Below are 24,972 nucleotides of genomic sequence, written 5' to 3'. Positions count from 1 at the left end.
GGAATGCTAGGCACGGTGCCAAGCCACGGGGAAGAGCCATGCTGCACAGCGATCCGAACACCGACAGCCACCGCAAGATCTGGACCGCCGAGGGCGCGCGCGCCGTCTTTGACCTGCCGCTGATGGATCTGCTGTTTCAGGCGCAGACCGTGCACCGCCAGCATTTCGACCCGAACCGCGTGCAGCTGAGCCGCCTTCTGTCGATCAAGACCGGCGGCTGCCCAGAGGATTGCAGCTATTGCAGCCAGTCGGCCCGCCATGCGTCGGGCCTGTCGGCATCCAAGCTGATGGAGGTCGAGCGCGTGCTGGCCGAGGCGCGCCGCGCACGCGACGCCGGTGCCACGCGCTATTGCATGGGCGCCGCCTGGCGCAGCCCCAAGGCACGCGACATGCCGCAGATCATCGCCATGGTCGAGGGCGTCAAGGCCCTGGGAATGGAGACCTGCATGACCTTGGGCATGCTGGATGCGGACCAGTCGCGCCAGTTGGCCGATGCCGGGCTGGACTACTACAACCACAACATCGACACGTCCGAGGCGCATTACGGCAACGTCATCACGACCCGCAGCTTTGCCGACCGGCTGGATACGCTGGATACCGTCCGGCAGGCCGGGATCAAGGTCTGCTCGGGCGGCATCCTGGGTCTGGGCGAGGGGCCGCAGGACCGCGTCGACATGCTGGTGACGCTGGCCAACCTGCCGGTCGCGCCGGAAAGCGTGCCGATCAACATGCTGATCCCGGTCGAGGGCACCCCGCTGGCCGACGCCGCCCCGGTGGACCCCATCGATTTCGTGCGCATGATCGCCACCGCGCGCATCATGATGCCGCGCAGCCATGTCCGCCTGTCCGCCGGCCGCACCGCCATGTCGGACGAGATGCAGGCGATGTGCTTCTTTGCCGGGGCCAATTCGATCTTCGTGGGCGACACGCTGCTGACCAAGGACAACCCCGAGGAGGAAAGCGACATGCGCCTGTTCGCCAAGCTGGGCCTTCAGCCCATGCAGGCGCACGAACATCATCCCGACGCAGCGCGCCGGGCCGAATTGCTGGCCGCCGACCCCGCCATTCCGATCCTGCGCTAGGGCCGGGGCCGCGGCTTGGACCGGCTGGCGACCTATCGACGCGACCTGCAGGGTCTGGCGGGCGATGCGCGGCTGCGCAGCCTGGCTGAGCGCCGGGGGATCGACTTTTCGTCGAACGACTATCTGGGCCTTGCGCAAAGCGACCGGATGCGGGCCGCGGTCGTGCGGGCGCTGGATGCGGGCGTTCCGGTGGGCGCGGCGGGGTCGCGCCTGCTGCGGGGCAACACCGATCGGCAGGCCGGGTTCGAGGATGCCGCCGCGCGGTTCTTCGGCGCCGAGGCGGCCTTGGGCTTTGGTGGGGGCTATGTCGCGAACTTTGCGGTCATCACCACCCTGCCGCAGCGGGGCGACCTGCTGCTGATGGATGCGCTGGCCCATACCAGCACGCATGAGGGGGCGCGGGCCGGGCGCGCCGAGGTCGCCAGCTTTCGCCACGGCGATGTCAGCCACGCCGAGGATGTGATCACCGCATGGCGCCGCGCGGGCAACACGGGTGCGGTCTGGATCGCGGTCGAGAGCCTTTACAGCATGGACGGGGACCGGGCGCCGCTGGACGACCTGATGCGGCTGGCGGACGCGCACGGCTTTCTGCTGATCGACGAGGCGCATGCGACGGGTGTCTTCGGTCCCCGGGGGCGGGGACTGGCCCACCACCTGGAAGGGCGCGACAACGTCGTGACGCTGCATACGCTTGGCAAGGCCCTGGGCGGGTCCGGTGCGCTGATCTGCGGGGCGCGGGTGCTGATCGATTTCCTGGTGAACCGCTGCCGGCCCTTCATCTTTGCCACCGCGCCGTCGCCGCTGATGGCGGCCGCGGGGCTGGAGGCGCTGGCGATGCTGCAGGACGAACCGTGGCGTCAGGCGACCTTGGCCGGCCATGTCGTGGCGTTCCACGACCAGATGGCGCGCCGCCTGCCGCAGGTTCCGCTGAGCGGCAGCCAGATCGTGCCGCTGATCGTCGGACCCAATGCCGAAACCATGGCGCTGGCCGCACAGGTGCAGGCGCGCGGGTTCGACGTGCGCGGCATCCGCCCTCCGACGGTGCCCGAGGGCACGTCGCGGCTGCGGGTGTCGCTGACGCTGAACGCCACGCGCGCGGATGTGCTGCGGCTGGCCGAGACGCTGGAGGACCTGTGGCCCGATTTGTGATCACAAGCACCGGCACCGATGTCGGCAAGACGGTCTTCGCGGCCGGGCTGTGCGGGCTGATCGAGGCAGAGTACTGGAAGCCGGTGCAGTCGGGGCTGGCCGGGAACGTCGAAAACGACGCTATTTCCGCTGCCCGTGGGGATTCCGCCCAACCCGGCACCGACCGCGCCGAGGTCGAGCGGCTGTCCGGCGCCCGGACCCACCCCGAGGCCGTGCTGCTGCCCCAGCCCCTATCGCCGCACCGGGCGGCGGAACTGGCGGGCGTCAGGCTGGACCCGGCGGGCTGGACGCCACCCGATGCCGCGAGGCTGGTGATCGAGGGGGCGGGCGGCGCACTGGTGCCCGTCACGCGGCAGGTGCTGTTCGCGGACCTGTTTGCGCGCTGGCAGGTGCCGGTGATCGTCGTCTGTGCCACGGGGCTGGGCACGATCAGCCACAGCCTGACCGCGCTGGAGAGCCTGCACGCGCGTGGCGTGCCGGTGCATGGCGTGGCCTTCGTCGGGCCTGCGAATGACGACAACATGGCGACCATCGGCGATCTGGGTCGGGTCAGGGTGCTGGGACGCCTGCCTTTGCTGGACCGGCTGGACAGGGACAGCCTGACCGCCGCGATGCGGGCCGCGTTTAGCGCAGGGGACTTCGCATGAGCGCCGTCTGGCATCCGTTCTTTCAGCATGGCACCGAACCGGCCCCGCCCCGGGCGGTCGGCACCCAAGGCGCGCATATCCTGACCGATCGCGGCCCGCTGCTGGACGGGATCAGCAGCTGGTGGGTGGTCACGCATGGCCACAATCAGCCCCAGATCGTGGAGGCCATCCGCGAGACCGCCGGACGGCTGGACCAGGTGATCTTTGCAGGGCTGACCCATGATCCGGCGGAGGAGCTGGCCGAGGCGCTGGTGACAATGACGCCCGCGGGGCTGGACCACGTGTTCTACAGCGACAGCGGATCGACCGCGGTCGAGGTCGCGTTGAAGATGGCCCTGGGCTATTGGCGCCACGAGGGCGACGGCCGCCACCGCATCGCGGTGATCGAGGACAGCTATCACGGCGACACCATCGGCACGATGAGCGTCGGAGAGCGGGGGGTCTTCAACGCCGCCTATGACCCGCTGATGTTCGGGGTGGACCGATTGCCCTTTCCCGAGGGCGACGGTGCCGCGACGCTGGCGGCGTTCGAGGCGCTGGCTGCCAGCGGGCGGATGGCGGCGATCATTCTGGAGCCGCTGGTGCTGGGCGCGGGGGGGATGCGGATGTACGCCCCCGCGGTTCTGGCCGGGCTGCGGGCGATCTGCGACCGCCACGACGTGCTGATGATCGCCGACGAGGTGATGACCGGATGGGGCCGCACCGGGCGGTTGTGGGCCTGCGATCATGCGGGCGTCGCGCCCGATATTCTGTGCACGTCCAAGGGGTTGACCGGGGGCGTGGTGCCGCTGGCGGCGACGCTGGCAAGCGGGCGGATCTTCGACGCGCATCGCTCGATCGACCGGCGGCGGACCTTCTATCACTCCAGCAGCTATACCGCGAACCCGATCGCCTGCGCGGCGGCGCTGGCGCAGGTGCGGCTGTGGCAGGCCAGCCCGATGCAGGCGCGGCTGGACGCGCTGACCGCCATGCAGGCCGACCGGCTGGCGCGGCTGGACGGGCGGTTCACCAACATCCGCCAATGCGGCACCATCGCCGCCGCCGACCTGGTCGTGCCACAGGGCGGCTATCTGTCCGAAGTCGGGCCGCGGATGCGGGCGCATTGCATGGATCGCGGCGTGCTGCTGCGTCCCTTGGGGAACACGGTCTATGTGCTGCCGCCCTATTGCGTGACGGGGGGCGACCTGGATGCGGCCTGGGAGGCCGTCACCTCATTTGAGGTCTAGGTCGACCCAGACCAGCCTGCGATGCGAGGCCAGCGCCACGGCCTCTGCCAGCGGATCGTCGGGCGCGGGCCAGACGACACCCGACGCCAGCACCGACAGCCCCTGCGCAGGCAGGACGTAGTCCAGTCGAAGGTTGCCCGGCGCGCGGTCGTATTCCGCCGTATCCAGCGCCGGGTCGCCCCGCTGGCCGGCATTCGGGCCGGTCTGCGGTGGTTGCCATGCGCCGCGGGGCCGGGAGTCCTGGGTAACGGCGGCCAGCGCCGCCAGCGTGGCCGGATCGCCGTCGCCGTCCTGCGGATCGACGTTCAGGTTGCCCAGGATCGCAAAGGGCGCGTCGGGAAGGTGGGTCAGCCAGAAGGTGACCTCGTCATGGTTGCGGGCGGGATTGCGGTCCTCGAAGGCGGGCGGCGTCGCGGCCAGTGCCAGCAGGTGCAGCGGCCCCGCAGGCGTGTCCAGCGCCACGTCCCAATGCGCCGTGCTGGACAGGCGCTGGATGTCGGCATGGGGGCTTTCGGGCATCCGGTTGCCCGGCAGGTCGCGCCACAGCGTCGCGCTGTGATCGGTGACGCCCGCGATGGGCAGGCGCGACAGCACCGCCAGCCCTGCCTGTCCGGTGAAGGCGCCATAGCCTTGCGCATCGCGGGGCTGGCCCGCGCGCCCGTCGCCATCCAGGTCAACCCCCGTGGCCATGCCGCGGTTGGACTGCGTCGCATGATGATGCGGCATCGCATGACCCTGTTCGGCCAGCAGGCCCGCGAATGCGGTCAGCGCGCGGTTGTCGAGGTCCCAGTCCAGCCCGGTCAGCAGGATCGCATCGGGCGCGGCATGGGCGATCACCTGCGCCGCGGCCACAACCTGCGGATCGTGGGCCATGATGTCGCGCAACAAAAGACCCGGCCCGTCGCGCGACAGGCCGGGGTCCCAGGTGGCGATGCGCAGCGGATCGGCCGCCGCCGGGCCCGCCAGCAGCATGGCCAGGGCAAGGGCCCTTAGACCCAAGGGCGGGCCTGGGCCATCTGCGTCTCGAACGTGTCGATGGCGGGGGCCTTTTCCATCGTCAGTCCGATGTCGTCCAGGCCGTTCATCAGGCAATGCTTGCGGAACGGGTCGATGTCGAAGCCGTATTCGGTGCCGTCCGCGCCGGTCACGGTCTGCGCGTCCAGATCGACGGTGATGCGGGCGTTCGCGCCCTTTTCGGCATCGCGCATCAGCGCGTCGACCGCATCCTGGGGCAGGACCACCGGCAGGATGCCGTTCTTGAAGCAGTTGTTGAAGAAGATGTCGGCAAAGCTGGTCGAGACGACGCAGCGGATGCCGAAATCCAGCAGCGCCCAGGGGGCATGCTCGCGCGAGGAGCCGCAGCCGAAATTGTCGCCCGCGATCAGGATCTGGGCGTCGCGATAGGCGGGCCGGTTCAGGACGAAATCGGGGATCTCGTTCCCGTCGCGGTCATAGCGCATCTCGTCGAACAGGTTCACGCCCAGGCCGGACCGCTTGATGGTCTTCAGGAACTGCTTGGGGATGATCATGTCGGTGTCGATGTTGACCAGCGGCATGGGGGCCGCGATGCCAGTCAGGGTGGTGAACTTGTCCATGATGTCCTCAGGCCGGTTCGTGCGCGAATTCGCGGATGTCGGTCAGGCGTCCGGTGACGCCGGCGGCGGCCGCCATCGCGGGGCTCATCAGGTGGGTGCGGCCCTTGTAGCCCTGGCGCCCCTCGAAGTTGCGGTTGCTGGTCGCGGCGCAGCGTTCGCCGGGCTTCAGCTGGTCGGGGTTCATCCCCAGGCACATCGAGCAGCCGGCCAGCCGCCATTCAAAGCCCGCGTCGATGAAGATGCGGTCCAGCCCTTCCTCCTCGGCCATGGCGCGGACCAGGCCCGATCCCGGAACGACCATGCCGCGCACGCCCGGCGCCAGCTTGCGCCCGCGCAGCACGTCGGCGGCCGCGCGCAGGTCCTCGATCCGGCCGTTGGTGCAGGATCCGATGAAGACCGCGTCGATGGCGATGTCGGTCAGCGGCGTGCCGGCGGTCAGGCCCATGTAGTCCAGCGACCGGCGCGCGGCATCGACCTTGCCGCCCGCAAAGCTTTCCGGGTCGGGCACGGATGCCGTGATCGGCAGCGCGTCTTCGGGGCTGGTGCCCCAGGTGACGGTCGGCGCGATGTCCTCGGCGCGGATGGTCAGGACCTTGTCGAAATGCGCGCCGTCGTCCGAGAACAGCGTCTTCCACCAGGCGACGGCGGCCTCCCATTGGGCGCCCTTGGGCGCATGGGGACGGCCCTTGACGTAATTGAACGTGACCTCGTCCGGGGCGATCAGGCCGGCGCGGGCGCCGCCCTCGATCGCCATGTTGCAGATGGTCATGCGGCCTTCCATCGACAGGTTGCGGATCGCCTCTCCGCAATATTCGATGACATGGCCTGTGCCGCCTGCGGTGCCGGTCTCGGCGATGATGCGCAGGACGATGTCCTTGGCGGTCACGCCGGGCGCCAGGCGTCCGGTGATCTCGACCTTCATGTTCTTGGACTTGCCCTGGATCAGGGTCTGGGTGGCCAGCACATGCTCGACCTCGGACGTGCCGATGCCGTGGGCCAGCGCGCCGAAGGCGCCGTGGGTTGCGGTATGGCTGTCGCCGCAGACGACGGTCATGCCGGGCAGGGTCCAGCCCTGTTCGGGGCCGACGATGTGCACGATGCCTTGGCGGATGTCGTTCACCGGGTAATAGACTACCCCGAATTCGCGGGCGTTGCGGTCCAGCGCATCGACCTGGATGCGGCTTTCCTCGTTGTCGATGCCGGTCTGACGGTCCAGCGTGGTGGGCACGTTGTGGTCGGGCACGGCGATGGTGCGTTCGGGCGCGCGGACCGGGCGGCCGGTCATGCGCAGCCCCTCGAAGGCCTGCGGGCTGGTCACCTCGTGGACCAGGTGGCGGTCGATATACAGAAGGCAGGTGCCGTCTTCCTGGCGGTCCACCACATGGGCGTCCCAGATCTTGTCGTAAAGCGTGCGTGCAGGGGTCATGGCTGAGGTCTTTCGGCTGTGATGCGGGAAGGGTGACGGGCGGGCAGCCGTCAGCCCTGCGCGGTCACGCCCAGCATCTCGCCGTAGAAGCGGCCCGGCAGGCGCGCGCGGTCATGAATGTCGAAATAACGCATCATCGGGCCAGATTAGGCCAGCATCCGCCTGCTGGCAAGCGCGCGCATGTCAAGGAAAATGCCGCGAGAGATTGAGACGGGCCGAAAAGATGCTATGTTGGGGGAACCCCTGCGCCGGGGGCTATCGGCGCGCGGACCGGAGGACTACACCCTGTCACAAGACGCCCCGTCGGCCGGTCGGCCGACCTCGACCCAGCAGACCAGCCAGCATACCAGTGACGACATGCTGGCCTTGGTGCTGAATTCCCTTGATGACGACAAGGCCGAGGAGGTCGTCAGCATCGACCTGCGCGGTCGCACGGCCATTGCCGACCACATGGTCATCGCCTCGGGGCGCAGCTCGCGTCAGGTGGGCGCTATCGCGGAGAAGCTGGCCGAGCGCGTAAAGCAGGTCACCGGCCGCAGCCCGCGGATCGAGGGCAAGGATGCCGGCGACTGGGTGCTGATCGACACGGACGACGTGATCGTCCACGTGTTCCGCCCCGAGGTCCGCGACTTCTATCAGCTGGAAAAGATGTGGCTTCCCGCCGATGCGCTGGCCCGCGTGCGCGAACCCGCCCAACCGTCCAGCTATCAGCCGCAGGACTGATCCGCCGCGATGCGGATCGACATCGCCGCCGTGGGGCGGCTGAAGACCGGCCCCGAGGCGGCGCTGGTCGCCGATTACCTGCAGCGATTTGCCAAGACCGGCCGCAGCCTGGGGCTGCCGGCCGTGTCCGTCGTCGAGGTCGAGGATCGCCGCGCCGGCACCATGGCCGCCGAGGCGGAGCTGCTGTCCCGCGCCATCCCGCCCGGCGCAGCGGTGGTGATGATGGACGAGCGCGGCGATCAGCCGACCTCTCCCGAATTCGCCGCGCGGCTGGCGGACTGGCGCGACCAGGCGCGCGACGTGTGCTTCGTGATCGGCGGCGCGGACGGGCTGGACCCGTCGTTGCGGGCGCGGGCCGACTGGCAGATCAGCCTGGGCCGGATGGTCTGGCCGCATCTGCTGGTCCGCGTGATGCTGGCCGAACAGCTGTACCGCGCCGCCACGATCCTCGCCGGGTCGCCCTATCACCGGGCATAGGGGGCACCGGGCATAGGGGGGCACCGGGCTTGGGCGGGCTTGGTTGCCGCCGCCGCCCGCGAGGCGTAAGTAAGGGCAAAACCGCGAGGCTCCGATGACCAAACCCGTGATCCTGTGCATTCTGGACGGCTGGGGCCAGTCCACCCGACCCGAACAAAGCGCCCCGGACCGGGCGGCGACCCCGAATTTCGACCGTCTGATGCGCGACTGTCCCCATGCGACGCTGGTGACGCACGGTCCCGACGTGGGCCTGCCGCGCGGCCAGATGGGCAATTCCGAGGTGGGTCACACGAATATCGGCGCCGGACGCGTGGTCGCGATGGACCTGGGCGCGATCGATCTGGCGATCGAGGATGGCAGCTTTGGCCGCAACGCGCCGCTGCTGGCGTTCATCGACCGGCTGAAGGCCACCGGCGGGACCGCGCATCTTCTTGGTGTCGTCTCGGATGGCGGTGTTCACGGTCATATCGTCCATGTGCTGGCCGCGGCCCGCGCGGTGGCGCAGGCAGGCGTGCCGGTGGTGATCCACGCGATCACCGACGGTCGCGACGTGGCCCCCGATTCGGCACCGGGCTTCCTGGCCACGCTGCAGGACGGGCTGCCCGCAGGGGCGCAGATCGGCACGGTGATCGGTCGCTATTACGCACTGGATCGCGACAGCCGCTGGGACCGGGTGCAGCGCGCGTTCGACGCCGTCGTCGCCGGACAGGGAGAGGCCGCGCCGGACGCCGCGTCCGCCATCGCCACGGCCCATGCGCGCGGTGAGATGGACGAGTTCGTGCCGCCCTTCGTCATCGGTGGCTATGCGGGTGCGCGGGATGGTGACGGGGTCTTTTGCCTGAACTTCCGCGCCGACCGCGCGCGTGAAATCCTGTCTGCCCTGGGCGATCCCGTCTTCGACGGCTTTGACGCCGCCGCACGCCCGGCCTGGGCCGCGATGCTGGGCATGGTCGATTACTCGACCCGCCATGACAGCTTCATGCAGGCGGCCTTTCCCAAGCGGCAGGTGCAGAACACCCTTGGGGCCTGGGTCGCGGCCAAGGGCCTACGCCAGTTCCGCCTGGCCGAGACCGAGAAATACCCCCACGTGACCTTCTTCCTGAACGGCGGCAAGGAAACGCCCGAACCGGGCGAGGATCGCCACATGCCGCAAAGCCCCAAGGTCGCGACCTATGACCTGGCGCCCGAGATGGCGTCCGTCGAGGTCACCGACAGGCTGGTCCAAGTGATCGGTCAGGGCTACGATCTGATCGTGGTGAACTATGCCAACCCCGATATGGTCGGCCATACCGGCGATCTGGACGCGGCCGCCCGCGCCTGCGAGGCGGTGGATCGCGGCCTGGGCCGGATGCTGGCCGCGCTGGACGCGGTCGGGGGGGCGGCGGTGATCTGCGCCGATCACGGCAATTGCGAACAGATGATCGACCCGGTGACGGGCGGGCCGCATACCGCGCACACGCTGAACCCGGTCCCGGTCATCGTCTATGGCGCGCCGGGCGTCACGGGTCTGCGCGACGGACGCCTGGCCGATCTGGCGCCGACGGTCCTGGCGCTGATGGGGCTGGATCAGCCCTCCGACATGACCGGGGAAAGCCTGATCGTCCGATGAGAACCCGCCTTGCCCTGGCGCTCTGCGCCGCCCTTACCGGTCCGGCCTTTGCGCAGACCACCCCCGCCAACCAGGCGGTCGCGGATGCCGAGGCCGCCGCGGCCCTGCTGCGCGCGGCCATCGGCCAGCTGGCCGAGGCGGTCAGCGCCGACGACCAGGTGGTGGCCCTGACCGAGGTCATTCGCGGATACGAACTGGGCCTGGCCGCCCTGCGTGGCGGCCTGCGCCAGGCCAGCGGCCGCGAGGCCGAGCTGCGCGATCGGTTCGAGGCGCAGCGCGACCAGCTGGCGCGCGTCCTGGGCGCGATGACCGCGCTGCAACAAAGCCCCGAATCGACGATGCTGCTGCATCCGGCGGGGGCGCTGGCCAATGCGCGGTCGGGGATGATCCTGTCGGGCGTCACCCCCGGCCTGCGGGCCGAGGCCGAGGCCCTGCAGGCCGATCTGGACGAGATCGCCACCGTCCGCCAGCTGCAGTCGAACGCCGCCGGCATGCTGGGCAGCGGCCTGGACAGCGTCCAGGAGGCCCGCCGCCTGCTGGCCAGCGCCGTGACCGACCGCAGCTCGATGCCCGCGCGATATGCCGAGGACCCCGAGGAGCTGCAGGCCTTGCGCGCCGCCGCGCAGAGCCTGGACGATTTCGCGACCGGCATCGCGCGGATGGAGAAGGACGTGGGCGCGCCCATGGACGATTTCGAGGGCGCGCGTGGCAGCCTGGCCCTGCCCGTGGTGGGGACCGTGCTGCGCCCCTATCGGGAGCCGGACGCGGCGGGGGTCAGCCGACCGGGCTGGGTGATCGCCACCGCCCCCGCGGCGCTGGTGCAGACGCCCTGGCCTGCGACGATCCGCTATCGCGGGCCGTTCCTGGATTACGGCAATGTGATGATCGTCGAGCCCGCGCGCGGCTATCTAATGATCTTCGCAGGCCTGTCCCAGGTCTTCGGAGAAGTGGGCGACGTTTTGAAGGCGGGCGATCCGGTGGGCTTGATGGGGGGCGCGGAAGCCCCCGCCCAGGAATTCGGATCGCAATTCGTCGCCGATGCCGCCCAGGGCGCCGAGGCCGGACGCAGCGAGACGCTGTATCTGGAACTGCGCCAGGGCAATGAAACGCTGGACCCCGCCGACTGGTTCGTGCTGAATCCCGTCGTCGACCCGCAACAGGACTGAGGCAGGAAAGACCGCCATGAGACATTATCTGATCGCAGGCCTGGGGGGCGTTCTGGCCGGAGCCCTGGCCACCACCCAGATCGCCGGTCCGCTGCTGGCGCAGGAGACGGCCGAGGGGAATGCCTCAGTCTATCAGCAGCTGGAGCTGTTCGGGAACATCTTCGAGCGCATCCGCACCGACTATGTCGAGGCACCCGAGGACAAGGAGCTGATCGAGGCCGCCATCAACGGCATGCTGACCTCGCTTGACCCGCATTCCAGCTTCCTGTCGGCCGACGATTATTCCGACATGCAGACCCAGACCCGCGGCAGCTTTGGCGGCCTGGGGATCGAGGTCAGCCAAGAGGAGGGCCTGGTCAAGGTCGTGGCCCCCATCGACGACACGCCCGCCGCGAATGCGGGCATCCAGCCGGGCGACTTCATCACCCATGTGAACGGCGAATCGCTGCTGGGCCTGCCTTTGGACGACGCGGTCGAGATGATGCGCGGCCCGATCGGGTCCGAGATCACCATCACCGTCCTGCGCGAGGGCGAGAGCGAGCCGTTCGACCTGACCATGTCGCGCGACACGATCAAGCTGACCGTGGTGCGCAGCCGCGTCGAGGGCCATGCGGTCGTGCTGCGGGTGTCCACCTTCAACGACGAGACCTATGACACGCTGCAGGCGGAACTGAAGAAGGCCGTCGAGGAAGCCGGCGGCATCGACCGGGTCACCGGTTTCGTGCTGGACCTGCGCAACAACCCCGGCGGCCTGCTGAACCAGGCGATCAGCGTCAGCGACGCCTTTCTGGACGCCGGAGAGATCGTCAGCACCCGCGGCCGCAACCCGGACGAAAGCGAACGCTGGAACGCCGAGGCGGGCGATCTGGCCGAGGGCAAGCCGATGGTCGTGCTGATCAACGGCGGTTCGGCCAGCGCGTCGGAAATCGTCGCGGGCGCCTTGCAGGACCACCGCCGCGCCATCGTCGTAGGCGAGAAGTCCTTTGGCAAGGGTTCGGTCCAGACGGTCATGCCGGTGACCGCTGACAGCGCCATCCGCCTGACCACGGCGCGGTACTTCACCCCGTCGGGCCGGTCGATCCAGGCCCTGGGCGTGCAGCCCGACATCCTGGTCGCCCAGCCCGCCCCGGCCCCAGAGGTCGAGGAGGAGGAAGCCCGCAGCAACAGCGACTTCAGCCGGTCCGAGGCCGACCTGCGCGGTGCGCTGGGCAATGATGTCAGCGACGAGATGCGCAAGCAGATGGAGGAGGAGGCCGCCGAGGTCGAGGCCACCGCCGCGCTGCGCGAGGAGGACTATCAGCTGGCCTATGCGGTCGACGTGCTGAAGGGTCTGGCCGCGGTGAACTTCCGCGCCGACCAGGTGCCTGCCGCGGAGACGCCCGCGGTGACCGGCGAAGGTGCGGGCGAGGGGGCCGAGGCCGCCCCGGACCAGGGCTGATCCGATGGACGGACGCATGGGGCCGGGCGGCCTGCCGTACCGGCCCTGCGCCGGCGTGGTGCTGATCGACGACCGGGGCCTGGTCTTTGCCGGGCGCCGGATCGACCGCAGCCCCGACCAGCCGCCTGCGTGGCAGATGCCCCAGGGCGGCATCGACGAGGGGGAAACCCCGCGCGAGGCCGCGCTGCGCGAGCTGACCGAGGAGACGGGCATCGACCCGTCGCTGGTCGAGGTGCTGGACGAGACGCCCGACTGGGTCTTCTACGACCTGCCGCCCGAGATGGTCGGCCGGATCTGGAAGGGCCGTTATGGCGGGCAGTGCCAGAAATGGCTAGCGCTGCGGTTCCTGGGCCAGGACACCGACATCCGCATCGATACCGCCCATCCCGAGTTCGACCAATGGCGGTGGATGCGGGCCGAGGACGTGCTGGACAGCATCGTGCCCTTCAAGCGCGCGGTCTATGCCGAGGTGCTGGGCGCGTTCCGCCCTCATCTGGCCTAGGGCGCGGGCCAGCGATCCTCCAGGATCAGGTCGTCCAGCGGCAGGCGCGCCGCCCAGCCCCGGCTTTGCAGTTCGGGCTGGCGGTACAGTTCGGTCACATGACCGATGCACAGATAGGCCACCGGCACGACATGGTCGGGCAGGTGCAACAGACCGCGAAGGTCGTCAGGCCGGAAGATGCTGACCCAGCCCACCCCGATGCCTTCGGCCCGCGCGGCCAGCCACAGGTTCTGCACCGCGCAGGCCGTCGAATAAAGGTCGGTCGCCGGATCGTGGGTGCGGCCCAGCACATGGTCGCCGCCGCGCGTGCGGTCGCAGGTGATGCACAGGTTGACCGGGGCCTGCAGGATGCCCTCCAGCTTCAGCGACGAATAGAGCGCCTTGCGGTCGGGAAAGCGGGTCGCGGCATCGGCATTGGCGGATGCGAAGGCATCGTGGATGCGCCCGCGCAGCGCCGCGTCGCGGATCAGGATGAAGTTCCAGGGCTGCGACAGCCCGACGGACGGCGCGTCATGCGCCGCCTGCAGCAGGCGGCGCAGCGTCGCGGGATCGACCGGGTCGGGGCGGAACTGGCCCCGCACGTCGCGGCGTTCGCGGATCGCGCGATAGACCGCCGCGCGCTCCGCGTTCGAAAACGGCCCCGCCGGGGCAAGGCCGCTGGCATCGGTCACCGGCGCAGCTGGTCCAGCAGGATCGAGGTCGGATAGCCGTCCGGCGTCACGCCGATGGACCGCTGGAAGGCAGAGACCGATTCCATCGTCGCCGATCCGAACAGGCCGTCGATCTCTCCCTGATAAAAGCCGCGCTGTGCCAGGCGCTGCTGGATCTCCTGACGTTCGGCGGTGGACAGGGTGCGGTCCTGGCGCGGCCAGGCGCCCTGGATACCCGGACGGCCCGCGATGCGTTCCGCCAGATAGGACACGCCCAGGGCGTAGTTGTCCGAGTTGTTGTAGCGCAGGATCGACCGGAAGTTGTCGGTGATGAAGAACGCGGGCCCCCGCGCCCCCGCCGGCATGATGATCGAGCCGTTGCCCGCCGGCAGCCCGCCGCCCGACATTGTGCGCACGCCCTGTGCCGACCAGTCGCCGGCCGACCGCCGGGTGCCCTTGCCGATCAGGCCCATGTTGAAGTTCGCGGGCAGGCGGACCTCGGCGCCCCAGGTCGCGCCGCGCTGCCAGCCGCTGCGCGCCAGATAGGCTGCGGTCGAAGCCAGCGAATCGGTCGGGTCCTCGGACCAGATGTCGCGGCGGCCGTCGCCGTTGAAGTCGACCGCGTATTCCAGATAGGAGGTCGGCATGAACTGGGTATGCCCCATCGCGCCCGCCCAGCTGCCCAGCATGTGCTGGGGATCGGTGTCGCCCGCCTGAAGGATCTGCAGGGCGGCGATCAGCTGGTTCTGGAACATCTCTCCGCGGCGGCCGTCATAGGCCAGCGTCGCCAGCGACGGGATGATCTGCATCCGGCCGCGGTTGGCGCCGAAGTTCGATTCCATCCCCCAGACCGCCAGCACGATCTCGCGCGGGACGCCGTACTGCGCCTCGATCCGGGCCAGGACGGGCGACAGCTGCGCCAGCTTCTGGCGGCCGGTGGTGATGCGCACGTCCGACACGGCGCTGTCCAGGTACAGCCAGACGGGGCGCGAGAATTCGGCCTGGCGGCGGTCCAGGCGGATCACCTCGGGGTTGTAGCGGGCCAGCGCCATGGCGCGGTCATAGGTCGGGCCCGACACGCCCGACGACAGGGCGCGGGCGCGGAACTGCTGGACGAACCGCTGCAGGCCGGCCTCGTCGCCGGGATTGGCGGGGGGGATCGGGGTCACGGTCACATCGGCGGGCGCGCGGGGGCCGCCTGCGGCGGGCATGCGCGACATCGGCGATGCACAGGCGGCCAGCGCGCCGATCAGGGTGGTGGACAGAAGAATGCGGGAAAAGCTCATTATGGATCGCCTGTTTTGGACTGCCGAGGTTTCTTGGCCCGGATCTTGATGGCCCGGATTTGGTCTTCTGCGTGCAGTCTAGACGAACCACTCCCGCTTGGGTAGGGCGCGGGCGCGCTTAGTGCAGCAGTGATTCCGGGTCCGGCGTGGTCCCGAACCAGGGCGTCATCTGCGCGATGATGACCGAGTTTTCGGCCAGCGCCCGGTCCATCAGCGTGCGTTCCGCCTCGTCGATCTCGTGGCCGTCGGCCAGACGCTCGTCCAGCGTGCCGTAGCCGGTGACGTCCAGAGGGGCCATGTCGGCCTGCTTCAGGATCGCCACGGTTTCTCTCACGGCCTCGGGTTCGTCGTTGGCCGGGGCATAGCAGACCAGCCCCGCCCCGGTGGCGCCCTTGGGCAGACCGTCGCCCTTCCGCCTGCCCAGCTCGATGACCAGCGTGAAGACCTTCATGGCTTACTCCATCGGTTTTGCGCCGCCCTGGGCGCTTTCGGCCCCTTCGGGCCATTCGGGGGCCTGCCACATGCGGTTGCCGCATTCGGGGCAGGGAGCACGGGTGGCGATGATCTGCGCGCCCGCGGACGCGCCGCACATGGCACAACATGTCTGCCCGTCCATCGCAAGCGCCTTTGCGGGCGGGGGCGGGCCGTTCACCAGATGTTCGGGCGGCAGTAGCGATAGGCCGGGCTGCAGCTGCGACCGGCGAAAGACGGACAGTCCGCCGCCCGCCTCCAGATAGGCGGCGCGCAGCTCTCCAAGGTTGCCGACGCCGGCCAGGCGCAGCATCGCCTTGATCTCGGCCAGGCCCAGGTCGCGCTGCGATGCCGCCTCGGGCAGGATGCGCCCGTCCAGGACCAGCGCCACGGGGCGGCCGTCGATGATGCGCTTGGCCCTGTCAAACCGCACGATCAGCCGGTCCAAGACCTTGTTCAGCCCGACGACCACGGTGATGACCGCCATCGCCGCCAGCAGCGGCACGTCGGGATAGAACATCGCGTCGCCCACGGCGGACCCCAGGGCGATGACCAGCAGGAACTCGACCATCGACAGCTGCGCCACGCCGCGCCCGCCGATCCAGCGGATCATCAGCAGCGCATAGACATAGACCAGCACGGTGCGGACCAGGATCTCGGCATAGAACAGGGGTGGATGCTCGCCCAGGAACATCCGGGCAAGATCGAAGGGGATGACCGGTTGGTCCATGAAAGGCCTTTCGCGGCAGTGAATGCTGCACAGCCTATAACCGTGCCCGAACCGAGGGGTTCCGCCGCCCAGTCCCGCCCGCTAGGGTCCGCGCAGCAGCAGGGGGGCATGCCATGAGCGACAGTCTGGAGCGGGTCCGCGCGGCCCTGGACGCGGCCGGCGTCGCGGTCGACATCCGCGAGATGCCGGGCAGCACCCGCACCGCCGCCGAGGCCGCGGACGCGGTCGGCTGTGCGCTGGACCAGATCGCCAAGTCGATCATCTTTCACGGCCAGGACAGCGGAGCGGTGCTGCTGTTCCTGACCGCGGGCGGCAACAGGGTCGATCCCGACAAGGCCGCGACGCTGGCCGGAGAGCCGTTGAGCCGGGCCGATGCGGCGCTGGTGCGGGCGCGCACGGGGTTCGCCATCGGCGGCGTCGCGCCGGTGGGGCATCTGTCGCCGGTCAGGGCCTTCCTGGACCCGCGCCTGGCCGAATTCGCGCAGGTCTGGGCGGCGGCGGGCACCCCGCGGCACGTCTTTGCCATCGCGCCCGACCGGCTGCAGGCCGTGACCGCCGCACGGACCGGTGATTTTGTCGCATGAACCCCACGGCGGGTCCGGGGCGTTGGGACGCGACATCTGAAAGGAAGCCCCGATGACCCAACCCATGATGACCCTGAACGACGGCCGGACCATGCCCCAGCTGGGCACCGGCATCTGGCAGATCGAGGATGCTAAGACCCCCGAGGTCGTGGCCGAGGCGCTGCGCATCGGATACCGGCTGATCGACGGCGCGGCGGCCTACAAGAACGAAGCCGGGATGGGCCGGGGCATCCGCGACAGCGACGTGGTCCGCGACCAGATCTTCGTCACGTCCAAGCTGTGGAACGATGCGCAGGGGCATGACGCCGCGCTGCGGGCCTTTGACGCGACGATGGAGCGGTCGGGACTGGATTATCTGGACCTGTACCTGATCCACTGGCCGTTGCCGGCGATGGACGCCTATGTCGACAGCTGGAAGGCGCTGATCCGTCTGCGCGACGAAGGGCGCGTGCGGTCCATCGGCGTCGCGAATTTCCACGAGCCGCATCTGCGTCGCCTGATCGACGAGACGGGCGTCGCGCCCGCGCTGAACCAGATCGAGCTGCACCCGTCGCTGACGCAGGAGCGCATGCGGGCGGTGAACAAGCAGCTTGGCATCGTCACGCAAAGCTGGACCCCCCTGGGCCGCGGCGACAGCTTTGACGCCCCCGCGATCCGCGACGCGGCGGCGCGCACGGGGCGGACGGTGGCGCAGGTGATCCTGCGCTGGCACATCCAGCATGGGCTGTCGGTCATTCCGAAATCGGAAAAGCCCGAACGGCTGGCCGAGAATTTCGACGTGCTGGACTTTACCCTGACGCCCAAGGAGATGTCGGCCATCGACGCACTGGACCGCGGCCATCGCACCGGGCCGGACCCGGACACGTTCGACTATCGTCAGCCGCTGTAACCCAGCAGGCGACGCATCAGGGGGCTGGCGGGGTCCGCAAGTCCCTCGATCACGTCGAAATGGTGGCGGCCGGGGTCGATAACGCATTCGGTCGCCGCGCCCAGCCCCGCCCAGGCATTCGCCAGCAGCCGAGCATGGCGGATGAATTCAGGCCTTTCGGCCCCTCCGACCCAAGTCGTGACCGGGATGCCCGTGCAAGGTTCCAGCAGGGCGGGGCTTTCGGATGCGGCCTCGGCCGCGTCCAGGCGTAGGGTGTCGTTCATCGCCGTGCGCATCAGCGGGCGCAGGTCGGTCAGCGGAGAGATGGGCACGCAGGCGGTGACCCGCGCGGCAACCGTCTCGGACAGCACCCCCGGACAGATCATCCGCGCCGCCAGATGCCCGCCCGCCGAATGACCGGTCAGCGCGATGGGCCCTGCGATGCGACCCGCCGCCTCTGCGATCTGCTCCGCGACGATGCAGGTCATGTCGGCGATGCGCGCGTCCGGCGCCAAGGGATAGCCCGGCATGGCGCAGGCCCATCCCGCCGCCAGTGCACCGCCCGCCAGATGCGACCACAGCGTCGGGTCGAACCGCATCCAGTAGCCGCCATGGATGAACACCATCAGCCCGCGCGGGTCTCCCTCCGGCAGGAACAGATGCCCCCGGCCCAGATCCTGCGGCGGATTGGCGGCGCGGAAGGCCGCCGCCGCCTCGGTCCAGCGGGGGACATAGGTGTCGGCATGCGGGATATGCGCGCCGTTGGCATAGGCGTCGTCCCAGTCGGTGATCTGATACAGCATGGTTCCCCCTCTTTCGGGCAGCCAATCGCGGCGCTATCGTCGCGTCAAGAGGGAGCCCATGATGACCGATTTCACCAAGACCCGCGCCGCGTTCCACCTGCCGGACGGCATGACCTATCTGGACGGCAATTCCCTGGGGCCGATGCCCCGCGCCGCCGCCGACCGGGTCGCGACCATGATGGCCGACGAATGGTCGGAGATGCTGATCACCGGCTGGAACAGGGCGGGCTGGTATGTCCAGCCGCGCAAGGTCGGCGATCGCATTGCCCGGCTGATCGGCGCGGGGGATGGCCAGGTGGTCATGGGCGATACGCTGTCCATCAAGGTGTTCCAGGCGCTAAGCGCGGCCCTGGCCCTGCGGCCCGACCGCCGGGTGATCCTGTCGGACAGCGGCAATTTTCCGTCGGACCTGTACGTGGCCGAGGGGATCGCTCGCGCCCTGGGCGCGACCCTGCGCGTCGTGGCCCCCGAAGAGGTCGAGGCGGCCATCGGTCCCGATCTGGCCGTGCTGATGCTGACCGAGGTCGATTACCGCACCGGCCGCCGTCACGACATGCCCGCCCTGACCGCCCGCGCGCATGACGCCAGCGCGCTGGCCATCTGGGATCTGGCCCATTCGGCGGGGGCGGTGGACGTGGACCTGCTGGGGTCGGATGCCGATTTCGCGGTGGGCTGCACCTATAAATACCTGAACGGCGGTCCGGGGGCGCCGGCCTTCATCTGGACCCATCCGCGCCACGCCGAACAGGCCGAGCCGATCCTGCAGGGCTGGATGGGCCATGCCGCGCCCTTTGCCTTCGACCAGGAATACCGCCCCGCGCCGGGGATCGAGCGGATGCGCGTGGGCACGCCCCCCGTCATCGCGCTGAGCGCGTTGGAAGCGTCGCTGGACATCTGGGACACGGTCGACATGGCCGCGCTGCGCGCGCGATCGATCGAACTGACCGAGGCGTTCATTGCGGGGGTCGAGGCGCAGTGCCCCGACCTGGTCCTGAACAGCCCACGCGACCCGGCGCGGCGCGGCTCTCAGGTCGGGTTCCGCCATCCGCAGGGCTATGCGGTGATGCAGGCACTGATCGCGGCGGGGGTGGTCGGCGACTTTCGCGCGCCCGACGTGCTGCGCTTTGGGTTCGCGCCGCTTTACAACGATCTGGACGACGTGTCGCAGGCGGTCGCGACCTTGGCGCGAATCCTGCGCGACGGCAGCTGGGACAGTGCGGAATTCCGTCGCAAGGCCGCGGTGACCTAGGGTAAGGGGGCTTTCCAAGGCGGCCAAAACCGTCGACAGATTGAGCCACAGATGTCGTGGATCGGTTCCGATGTTCAAGCTGCTGCCCCTTGCCCTTGCCATGATGATTCCCGCGCTTGCGGCGGCCCAGGCCGCCCCCGACGATATCCGCGTGCGCATCGTGACCGCCCGCACCCAGCCTCTGGACCTGGACATGCAGCTGTCCGGAGAGATCGAGGCCGTCGACACGTTGGAGCTGGGCTTTCGCCAGGGCGGCCGCGTGACCGAGGTGCTGGTGGCCGAGGGCGACCGCGTCGTCGCGGGCCAGCCCTTGGCCCGGCTGAACGCGGTCCAGCAGGATCAAGCGCTGAACGTCGCGCTGGCGGGCTTGGCCGCCGCGCGCGCGGGCAGCGACCAGGCCCGTCAGGCCCGCGACCGCGCCGATGCGCTGCTGGCGCGGGGGGTCGGCACGCGGGCGGCGGCCGATCAGGCCGAACAGGCGCTGTCCCAGACCCAGGGGGCGCTGGAGCGCGCGGAAACCGCGGTCGAACAGGCGCGGCGCGCCGTCGACGATGCCGTGCTGCGGGCGCCCGAAGATGCCGTCGTGACCGACAAGTCGGTGGCCCCCGGCCAAGTGGTCGCCGCCGCGCAGCCGGTGCTGACGCTGGCTGCGCTGTCGGGGTTGGAGGCCGTCTTTCACGCGCCCGACGACCCGCTGCTGCACGACATCCTGGGCCGTGACGTGCGGATGGAGACGCTGGACGTCGACCGTCCCGACATGGTCGGCACCGTGACCGAGATCGCGCCCCTGGTCGATCCGCAGACCGGCACGGTGACCGTGCGCGCGCGGCTGCTGACGCCCAATGCCGGGATCGTCCTTCTGGGCGCGTCGGTGCGCGGGCATCTGAGCATGGCGATGGAAAAGGGCGTGGTCGTGCCTTGGACCGCCCTGATGCGGTCGGGCGACGATCCGGCCGTCTGGGTGGTCGACGATGACGGGCGCGTGGCGCTGACCAAGGTGGTCATCAACCATTTCGCGGACAGCACGATCTTCGTCTCCGAGGGCCTGTCCGACGGACAGCGGGTCGTGGGCGACGGGGCGCAGCTGCTGTATCCCGGCCGCCGGGTCCAACCGGTCGCGGAGGGCGTGCAATGAGGGCACTGATCCTGGCCGGCGTGCTTGCGCTGGCCTGCGGGCCGGCCGCGGCACTGTCGCTGCCCGACTGGCTGGGCCTTGGCGGTCAGGCCGAGGAGCCCGCGGCCCCGCCGCGCCCGGTGGTCAGCGTGATCGTGGACGATCGCGGCCTGGACGCGCGCTGGATCCCCGGCGTGGTCGAGGCGCGAACTCAGGTCCAGCTGGGCTTTCAGACCCTGGGCCGGATGATCGCGCGGCCCGTCGATCTGGGCGATCAGGTGGCGGCCGGCGATCTGCTGGCGCAGCTGTCCACGGACGATCTGGCCGCGACAACCCGCGCCGCGCGCGCCGCCGTCGATGCCGCGGACGTGCAGGACCGCACCGCGCGCGCGACGCTGGAGCGCACGCAGGCGCTGGCGGCGCGCAACGTCGCCTCGAACGCCCAGCTGGAACAGGCCCAGCAGGAGGCCAGCGCCGCCGCCGCCGCGGTCGAGCAGGCCCGCTCGCAGCTGCTGCAGGCCGAGGATGCCGAAGGGTTCGCCAAGATGACCGCGCCTTTTGCCGGTGTGGTCAGCGCCGTCTATGAGGCGCCGGGCGCGGTCGTGGATGCGGGCGCGCCCGTGATCCAGCTGTCGGCCCAGGACACCCCCGAGGTGGTGATCGACCTGCCCGAACAGGCGCTGGTCGGGCTGGCACCGGGCGCCGACTTTACCGTCTGGCATCGCAGCGACCCCCAGGTCGAGATCGCCGCCACGCTGGACCGGGTCGACCCCATCGCCGACAGCGCCACCCGGACGCGGCGGCTGTACCTGACGCTGCCGCCCGGCGCGCCGTTCCGCCTTGGCGCGCTGGTGCGGGCGCGGTTCGGAACGGTCGATGCGCCATCCCTGTCGCTGCCGGCCGAGGCGCTGGTCGCGACCGAGGGCATGCCCTTCGTCTGGCGGGTGATCCGCGACGATGCGGGGGCGCGGGTCGAACAGGCCCCCGTGCAGGCGGCCGCCCCCTTTCGCGGGCGCGTCTCCATCACCCACGGCCTTGACGCGGGCGACGAGGTCGTGATCCGCGGCGTGAAATCCCTGGCCCCCGGCCAGCCCGTCGGCCGGAGGCTGGAGCCGTGAGCACCCCCAAGACCCGCTTCAACCTGTCCGACTGGGCACTGAAGCATCGCAGTTTCGTGTGGTTCCTGCTGATCGTGTCGATGATCGCGGGCACCATCAGCTATCTGAACCTGGGCCGCGAGGAGGACCCGGACTTCACGATCAAGACGATGATCATCGGCGCGGCCCTTCCCGGCGCCACCATCGACGAGACGCTGAAGCAGGTCACCACCCGGATCGAGACCAAGTTGGAGGAGCTGGACGAGCTGGACTTTACCCGGTCGGTCACGACGCCCGGCCAGGCGGTCGTCTATGTCGAGCTGGACCCCACCATCCGCGGCCCCGCCGTTCCCGAGGTGTGGAAGCGGGTCCGCCAGATGATGGGCGACATCCGCCCCGAATTCCCCCAGGAATTCGCGGGATTTCAGTTCAACGACAATTTCGGCGACGTGTTCGGCAACATCTATGCCTTCACCGCCGACGGATTCACGCCGCGCGAGCTGCGCGACCGGGTCGAGGCGATCCGTCGCCAGGTCGCGGCCCTGGACGCCGCCGGCAAGACCGAGCTGCTGGGCGTGCAGGACGAACAGGTGTTCCTGGAGTTCTCCGCCGCGCGACTGGCGGCCCTGGGCCTGAACCAGGCGCAGGTGATCCAGACCCTGGCCCAACAGAATGCCATCGCGCCGTCCGGCGTGATCCAGGCCGGGCCCGAACGCATCCTGGTGCGCGTCGGCGGCCAGTTCGACGGGGCGGAATCGATCGAGGCCGTGAACCTGCGCGTCGGAGAGCGGTTCTTCAATCTGGGCGACGTGGCTACCGTCACACGCGGCTATCAGGACCCGCCGACATCGCTGTTCCGCCACAACGGCCAGCCCGCGATCGGGCTGCAGATCGGCATGCGCCAGGGCGGCAACATCCTGGAATTCGGCGCCGAACTGGAGGCGCTGATGGACCGCATCGCCGCCGACCTGCCCATCGGCATCGAAATGGCGAAATTCGCCGACCAGCCGCATGTGGTCGAAGACGCCGTGGGCCATTTCGTCAAGGCCCTGGCCGAGGCCGTGGCCATCGTCCTGGTCGTCAGCTTCATCAGCCTGGGCCTGCGCGCGGGGCTGGTGGTGACGCTGACCATCCCGCTGTGCCTGGCGATCACCTTCGTGATCCTAGACCTTTACGGCATCACGCTGCAGCGGATCTCTCTGGGCGCGCTGATCATCGCTCTTGGCCTGCTGGTCGACGATGCGATGATCGCCATCGAGACGATGATCTCAAGGCTGGAGATCGGGGAATCGCTGACCGACGCGGCCAGCTATGCCTGGACCTCGATCGCCTTTCCGATGCTGACCGGCACGCTGGTGACGGTCGCAGGCTTCATCCCCATCGGTCTGAACAGCTCTGCCGCGGGAGAGTTCACGTTCTCGCTGTTCGTGGTCATCGCGGTTTCGCTGATCGTGTCCTGGATCGTGGCGGTGCTGTTCGCGCCGCTGCTGGGGGTCACCTTCCTGCGGGCCGACATGGGGCATGGCCACAAGGGGCCGGGCCGGTTGCGGCGCGCCTTCCACGGCCTGCTGCGGGCGGCGATGCGGTTCAAGTGGCTGACCATCGCGGTGACGCTGGCGATCTTTGCGACATCGGTCTGGGGGATGCGCTTCGTGGAACAGCAGTTCTTCCCCACCTCCGACCGGACCGAGGTGCTGGTCGACATCACGGAACGCCAGAACGCCTCGATCGCGCGGACCCGCGCCGACATGGACCGGCTGGAGGCGAGCCTGGCGGATGATGACGACGTGCTGTTCTGGACCTCCTATGTGGGGCAGGGGGCGCCGCGCTTCGTGCTGTCGATGGACGTGCCCACGGCAGGGCCGCATATGGGCCAGATCGTGATCCAGACCCCCGACCTGGCCGCGCGCGACCGCGTCAAGGCGCGGCTGAGCGCGCTGGCGGCCGCCGAATTTCCGGGCGTCGACATCTATGTAAAGAACCTGGAAATCGGCCCGCCCGTGGGCAAGCCCGTCCAGTACCGCGTGACCAGCCCCGACACCGACGCCGCCCGCGACGCGGCCCAGGGCCTTGCCACGCTGATCGCCTCCGAGCCGCGCCTGCGCGACATCGCGCTGGACTGGAACGAGCCCGCGCGCATGGTTCGTCTGGTCGTCGACCAGGACCAGGCCCGCCGGCTCAGCGTGACCAGCCAGGACATCGCCCAGGCCCTGTCGGCCCTGTTCAGCGGCACCAGCGTGACGCAGCTGCGCGACGACATCTTCCTGATCGACGTGGTCGCCCGCGGCGTGGCCGACGATCGCCAGTCGCTGGCCTCGATCCGCAACATGCAGCTGAACCTGGCGGACGGGCGGGTCGTGCCGCTGGCCGCGCTGGTGACTCTGGAATACGGATCCGAACAGCCGCTGATCATGCAGAGAAACGGCCTGCCCACCGTCACGGTCAAGGCCGCCATCGGCACCGCCGACCAGCCCGCGACCCTGGTCACGGCGCTGGCTGCGCAAGTGGCCGAATACCAGGAAACCCTGCCCCCCGACGTCCGCATCGAGGTCGGCGGCAGCGTCGAGACCTCGGCCGACAGCCAGGCGCCCATCGCCGCGGTGGTGCCAGTGATGCTGCTGATCATGGCCGTCCTGGTGATGGCGCAGATGCAAAGCTTTCGGATGTCGCTGGTGGTGATCGCCGCGGCCCCCCTGGGCCTGATCGGCGTGGTGGCGGTGCTGGTGCCCTTCGGCGTGCCGATGGGCTTCGTGGCGATCCTGGGGATCCTGGCGCTGATCGGCATCCTGATCCGTAACTCGGTCATCCTGGTCCACGAGATCCAGGAGCTGCTGCACAAGGGCCGCAGCCAGTGGGACGCCGTGTTCGAGGCCTCTGACAGCCGCGCCCGCCCCATTCTGCTAACCGCGGCTGCGGCGTCGCTGGCGCTGATCCCGATCTCGCGGCAGGTGTTCTGGGGGCCGATGGCTTATGCGATGATGGGCGGCATCATCGCCGGCACGCTGGTCACGCTGGTCTTCGTGCCCGCGCTCTACTGCGCGGTGTTCCGGGTCAGGCCGCCCCGCTCCTGAAACGTCCGT

24 protein-coding genes are annotated in these 24,972 nt (G+C 69.6%); 16 read left to right on the top strand and 8 right to left on the bottom strand.

The genetic code is table 11. The features are described 5' to 3' along the window. Positions 1 to 38: 38 nt before the first annotated feature. From bioB to LZ686_RS05310, 4 genes are read left to right on the top strand one after another with little or no spacing between them, the layout of a single operon-like run. Positions 39 to 1,082, top strand: coding sequence for a biotin synthase BioB (gene bioB, locus LZ686_RS05325; protein WP_046000679.1), 1,044 nt, complete (start codon positions 39 to 41; stop codon positions 1,080 to 1,082). Positions 1,083 to 1,097: 15 nt separating this feature from the next. Beyond that, positions 1,098 to 2,231, top strand: coding sequence for an 8-amino-7-oxononanoate synthase (locus tag LZ686_RS05320; RefSeq protein ID WP_349547186.1), 1,134 nt, complete (start codon positions 1,098 to 1,100; stop codon positions 2,229 to 2,231). Next, a complete protein-coding gene (bioD, locus tag LZ686_RS05315; protein ID WP_349547185.1) occupies positions 2,228 to 2,878 on the top strand; it encodes an ATP-dependent dethiobiotin synthetase BioD in 651 nt (216 codons plus the stop codon). Before LZ686_RS05320 ends, bioD begins: the two co-directional genes overlap by 4 nt. Then, complete coding sequence (locus LZ686_RS05310) at positions 2,875 to 4,104, top strand: adenosylmethionine--8-amino-7-oxononanoate transaminase (RefSeq protein ID WP_349547184.1); 1,230 nt, start codon at positions 2,875 to 2,877, stop codon at positions 4,102 to 4,104. The genes bioD and LZ686_RS05310 overlap by 4 nt, the downstream gene beginning before the upstream one ends. Here LZ686_RS05310 and LZ686_RS05305 read toward each other — a convergent pair. Genes LZ686_RS05305 through leuC form a run of 3 tightly spaced genes read right to left on the bottom strand, consistent with a single transcriptional unit; the run spans position 4,090 to position 7,125 of the window. Next, entirely contained in the window at positions 4,090 to 5,103 is a 1,014-nt protein-coding gene (locus tag LZ686_RS05305; RefSeq protein WP_349547183.1) for an endonuclease/exonuclease/phosphatase family protein, read from the bottom strand. The genes LZ686_RS05310 and LZ686_RS05305 overlap by 15 nt on opposite strands. Next, positions 5,094 to 5,699, bottom strand: coding sequence for a 3-isopropylmalate dehydratase small subunit (gene leuD, locus LZ686_RS05300; protein ID WP_046000684.1), 606 nt, complete (start codon positions 5,697 to 5,699; stop codon positions 5,094 to 5,096). The genes LZ686_RS05305 and leuD overlap by 10 nt, the downstream gene beginning before the upstream one ends. Before the next feature lie 7 nt (positions 5,700 to 5,706). Then, entirely contained in the window at positions 5,707 to 7,125 is a 1,419-nt protein-coding gene (gene leuC / locus LZ686_RS05295) for a 3-isopropylmalate dehydratase large subunit (RefSeq protein ID WP_045982810.1), read from the bottom strand. Between the two features lie 357 nt (positions 7,126 to 7,482). Here leuC and rsfS point away from each other — a divergent pair, with 357 nt between their 5' ends. From rsfS to LZ686_RS05265, 6 genes are all read left to right on the top strand, one after another. Then, on the top strand, positions 7,483 to 7,848 hold the full coding sequence (rsfS, locus tag LZ686_RS05290) for a ribosome silencing factor (RefSeq protein ID WP_045982838.1): 366 nt from the start codon (positions 7,483 to 7,485) through the stop codon (positions 7,846 to 7,848). A gap of 9 nt (positions 7,849 to 7,857) precedes the next feature. Beyond that, positions 7,858 to 8,325 (top strand): 23S rRNA (pseudouridine(1915)-N(3))-methyltransferase RlmH, encoded by a 468-nt coding sequence (rlmH, locus tag LZ686_RS05285; RefSeq protein ID WP_045982811.1) that lies wholly within the window; start codon positions 7,858 to 7,860, stop codon positions 8,323 to 8,325. Positions 8,326 to 8,419: 94 nt separating this feature from the next. Beyond that, positions 8,420 to 9,934 carry a 2,3-bisphosphoglycerate-independent phosphoglycerate mutase gene (gpmI, locus tag LZ686_RS05280; protein WP_349547182.1) on the top strand — a complete coding sequence of 505 codons (1,515 nt, stop codon included), beginning with the start codon at positions 8,420 to 8,422 and terminating at the stop codon, positions 9,932 to 9,934. Beyond that, complete coding sequence (locus LZ686_RS05275) at positions 9,931 to 11,100, top strand: murein hydrolase activator EnvC family protein (protein ID WP_295167721.1); 1,170 nt, start codon at positions 9,931 to 9,933, stop codon at positions 11,098 to 11,100. The genes gpmI and LZ686_RS05275 overlap by 4 nt, the downstream gene beginning before the upstream one ends. 16 nt (positions 11,101 to 11,116) lie before the next feature. Then, positions 11,117 to 12,538, top strand: coding sequence for a S41 family peptidase (locus tag LZ686_RS05270; protein ID WP_127897689.1), 1,422 nt, complete (start codon positions 11,117 to 11,119; stop codon positions 12,536 to 12,538). 4 nt (positions 12,539 to 12,542) lie between these two features. Beyond that, positions 12,543 to 13,040, top strand: a complete 498-nt coding sequence (locus tag LZ686_RS05265) for an RNA pyrophosphohydrolase (protein WP_273744184.1) — start codon at positions 12,543 to 12,545, stop codon at positions 13,038 to 13,040. Here the strand turns inward: LZ686_RS05265 and bluB are convergent. The 4 genes from bluB to LZ686_RS05245 form a co-directional block, all read right to left on the bottom strand. After that, positions 13,037 to 13,711 carry a 5,6-dimethylbenzimidazole synthase gene (gene bluB, locus LZ686_RS05260; protein ID WP_349547181.1) on the bottom strand — a complete coding sequence of 225 codons (675 nt, stop codon included), beginning with the start codon at positions 13,709 to 13,711 and terminating at the stop codon, positions 13,037 to 13,039. The two genes, LZ686_RS05265 and bluB, sit on opposite strands and share 4 nt — an antisense overlap. Next, the gene (locus LZ686_RS05255) at positions 13,708 to 14,976 is read right to left on the bottom strand and encodes a lytic murein transglycosylase (protein ID WP_045982817.1); all 1,269 of its coding nucleotides are present in this window, start codon (positions 14,974 to 14,976) and stop codon (positions 13,708 to 13,710) included. Before LZ686_RS05255 ends, bluB begins: the two co-directional genes overlap by 4 nt. 118 nt (positions 14,977 to 15,094) lie before the next feature. Continuing rightward, positions 15,095 to 15,427 (bottom strand): DUF8846 family protein, encoded by a 333-nt coding sequence (locus LZ686_RS05250; RefSeq protein WP_349547180.1) that lies wholly within the window; start codon positions 15,425 to 15,427, stop codon positions 15,095 to 15,097. Between the two features lie 3 nt (positions 15,428 to 15,430). Further along, positions 15,431 to 16,177 carry a DUF421 domain-containing protein gene (locus LZ686_RS05245; protein WP_349547179.1) on the bottom strand — a complete coding sequence of 249 codons (747 nt, stop codon included), beginning with the start codon at positions 16,175 to 16,177 and terminating at the stop codon, positions 15,431 to 15,433. A gap of 113 nt (positions 16,178 to 16,290) precedes the next feature. Between LZ686_RS05245 and LZ686_RS05240 the strand changes: the two genes are divergently transcribed. Both LZ686_RS05240 and LZ686_RS05235 read left to right on the top strand, forming a co-directional pair. Beyond that, positions 16,291 to 16,761 (top strand): YbaK/EbsC family protein, encoded by a 471-nt coding sequence (locus LZ686_RS05240; RefSeq protein ID WP_349547178.1) that lies wholly within the window; start codon positions 16,291 to 16,293, stop codon positions 16,759 to 16,761. Positions 16,762 to 16,813: 52 nt separating this feature from the next. Further along, positions 16,814 to 17,650, top strand: a complete 837-nt coding sequence (locus LZ686_RS05235) for an aldo/keto reductase (protein WP_349547177.1) — start codon at positions 16,814 to 16,816, stop codon at positions 17,648 to 17,650. On the opposite strand, the gene LZ686_RS05230 is transcribed toward LZ686_RS05235, so the two are convergent. Further along, positions 17,638 to 18,432, bottom strand: coding sequence for a hormone-sensitive lipase (locus tag LZ686_RS05230; RefSeq protein WP_349547176.1), 795 nt, complete (start codon positions 18,430 to 18,432; stop codon positions 17,638 to 17,640). The two genes, LZ686_RS05235 and LZ686_RS05230, sit on opposite strands and share 13 nt — an antisense overlap. A gap of 61 nt (positions 18,433 to 18,493) precedes the next feature. Here LZ686_RS05230 and kynU point away from each other — a divergent pair, with 61 nt between their 5' ends. The 4 genes from kynU (at position 18,494) to LZ686_RS05210 (ending at position 24,963) form a co-directional block, all read left to right on the top strand. Then, a complete protein-coding gene (gene kynU, locus LZ686_RS05225; protein WP_349547175.1) occupies positions 18,494 to 19,681 on the top strand; it encodes a kynureninase in 1,188 nt (395 codons plus the stop codon). A 70-nt stretch (positions 19,682 to 19,751) separates the two neighbouring features. Next, positions 19,752 to 20,816: an efflux RND transporter periplasmic adaptor subunit gene (locus LZ686_RS05220; protein WP_148911184.1), complete on the top strand. Its 1,065-nt coding sequence runs from the start codon at positions 19,752 to 19,754 to the stop codon at positions 20,814 to 20,816. Then, positions 20,813 to 21,913: an efflux RND transporter periplasmic adaptor subunit gene (locus LZ686_RS05215; RefSeq protein ID WP_349547174.1), complete on the top strand. Its 1,101-nt coding sequence runs from the start codon at positions 20,813 to 20,815 to the stop codon at positions 21,911 to 21,913. The genes LZ686_RS05220 and LZ686_RS05215 overlap by 4 nt, the downstream gene beginning before the upstream one ends. After that, positions 21,910 to 24,963, top strand: coding sequence for an efflux RND transporter permease subunit (locus LZ686_RS05210; protein WP_127897698.1), 3,054 nt, complete (start codon positions 21,910 to 21,912; stop codon positions 24,961 to 24,963). The genes LZ686_RS05215 and LZ686_RS05210 overlap by 4 nt, the downstream gene beginning before the upstream one ends. Positions 24,964 to 24,972 lie beyond the last annotated feature (9 nt).

The sequence above is a fragment of the Paracoccus sp. NFXS7 genome (assembly GCF_040148865.1).
In the GTDB taxonomy this organism is placed as follows: domain Bacteria; phylum Pseudomonadota; class Alphaproteobacteria; order Rhodobacterales; family Rhodobacteraceae; genus Paracoccus; species Paracoccus marcusii.
The sequence above is the reverse complement of the archived record's forward strand: the minus strand, read 5'-3'. Positions and strand labels throughout refer to the sequence as shown.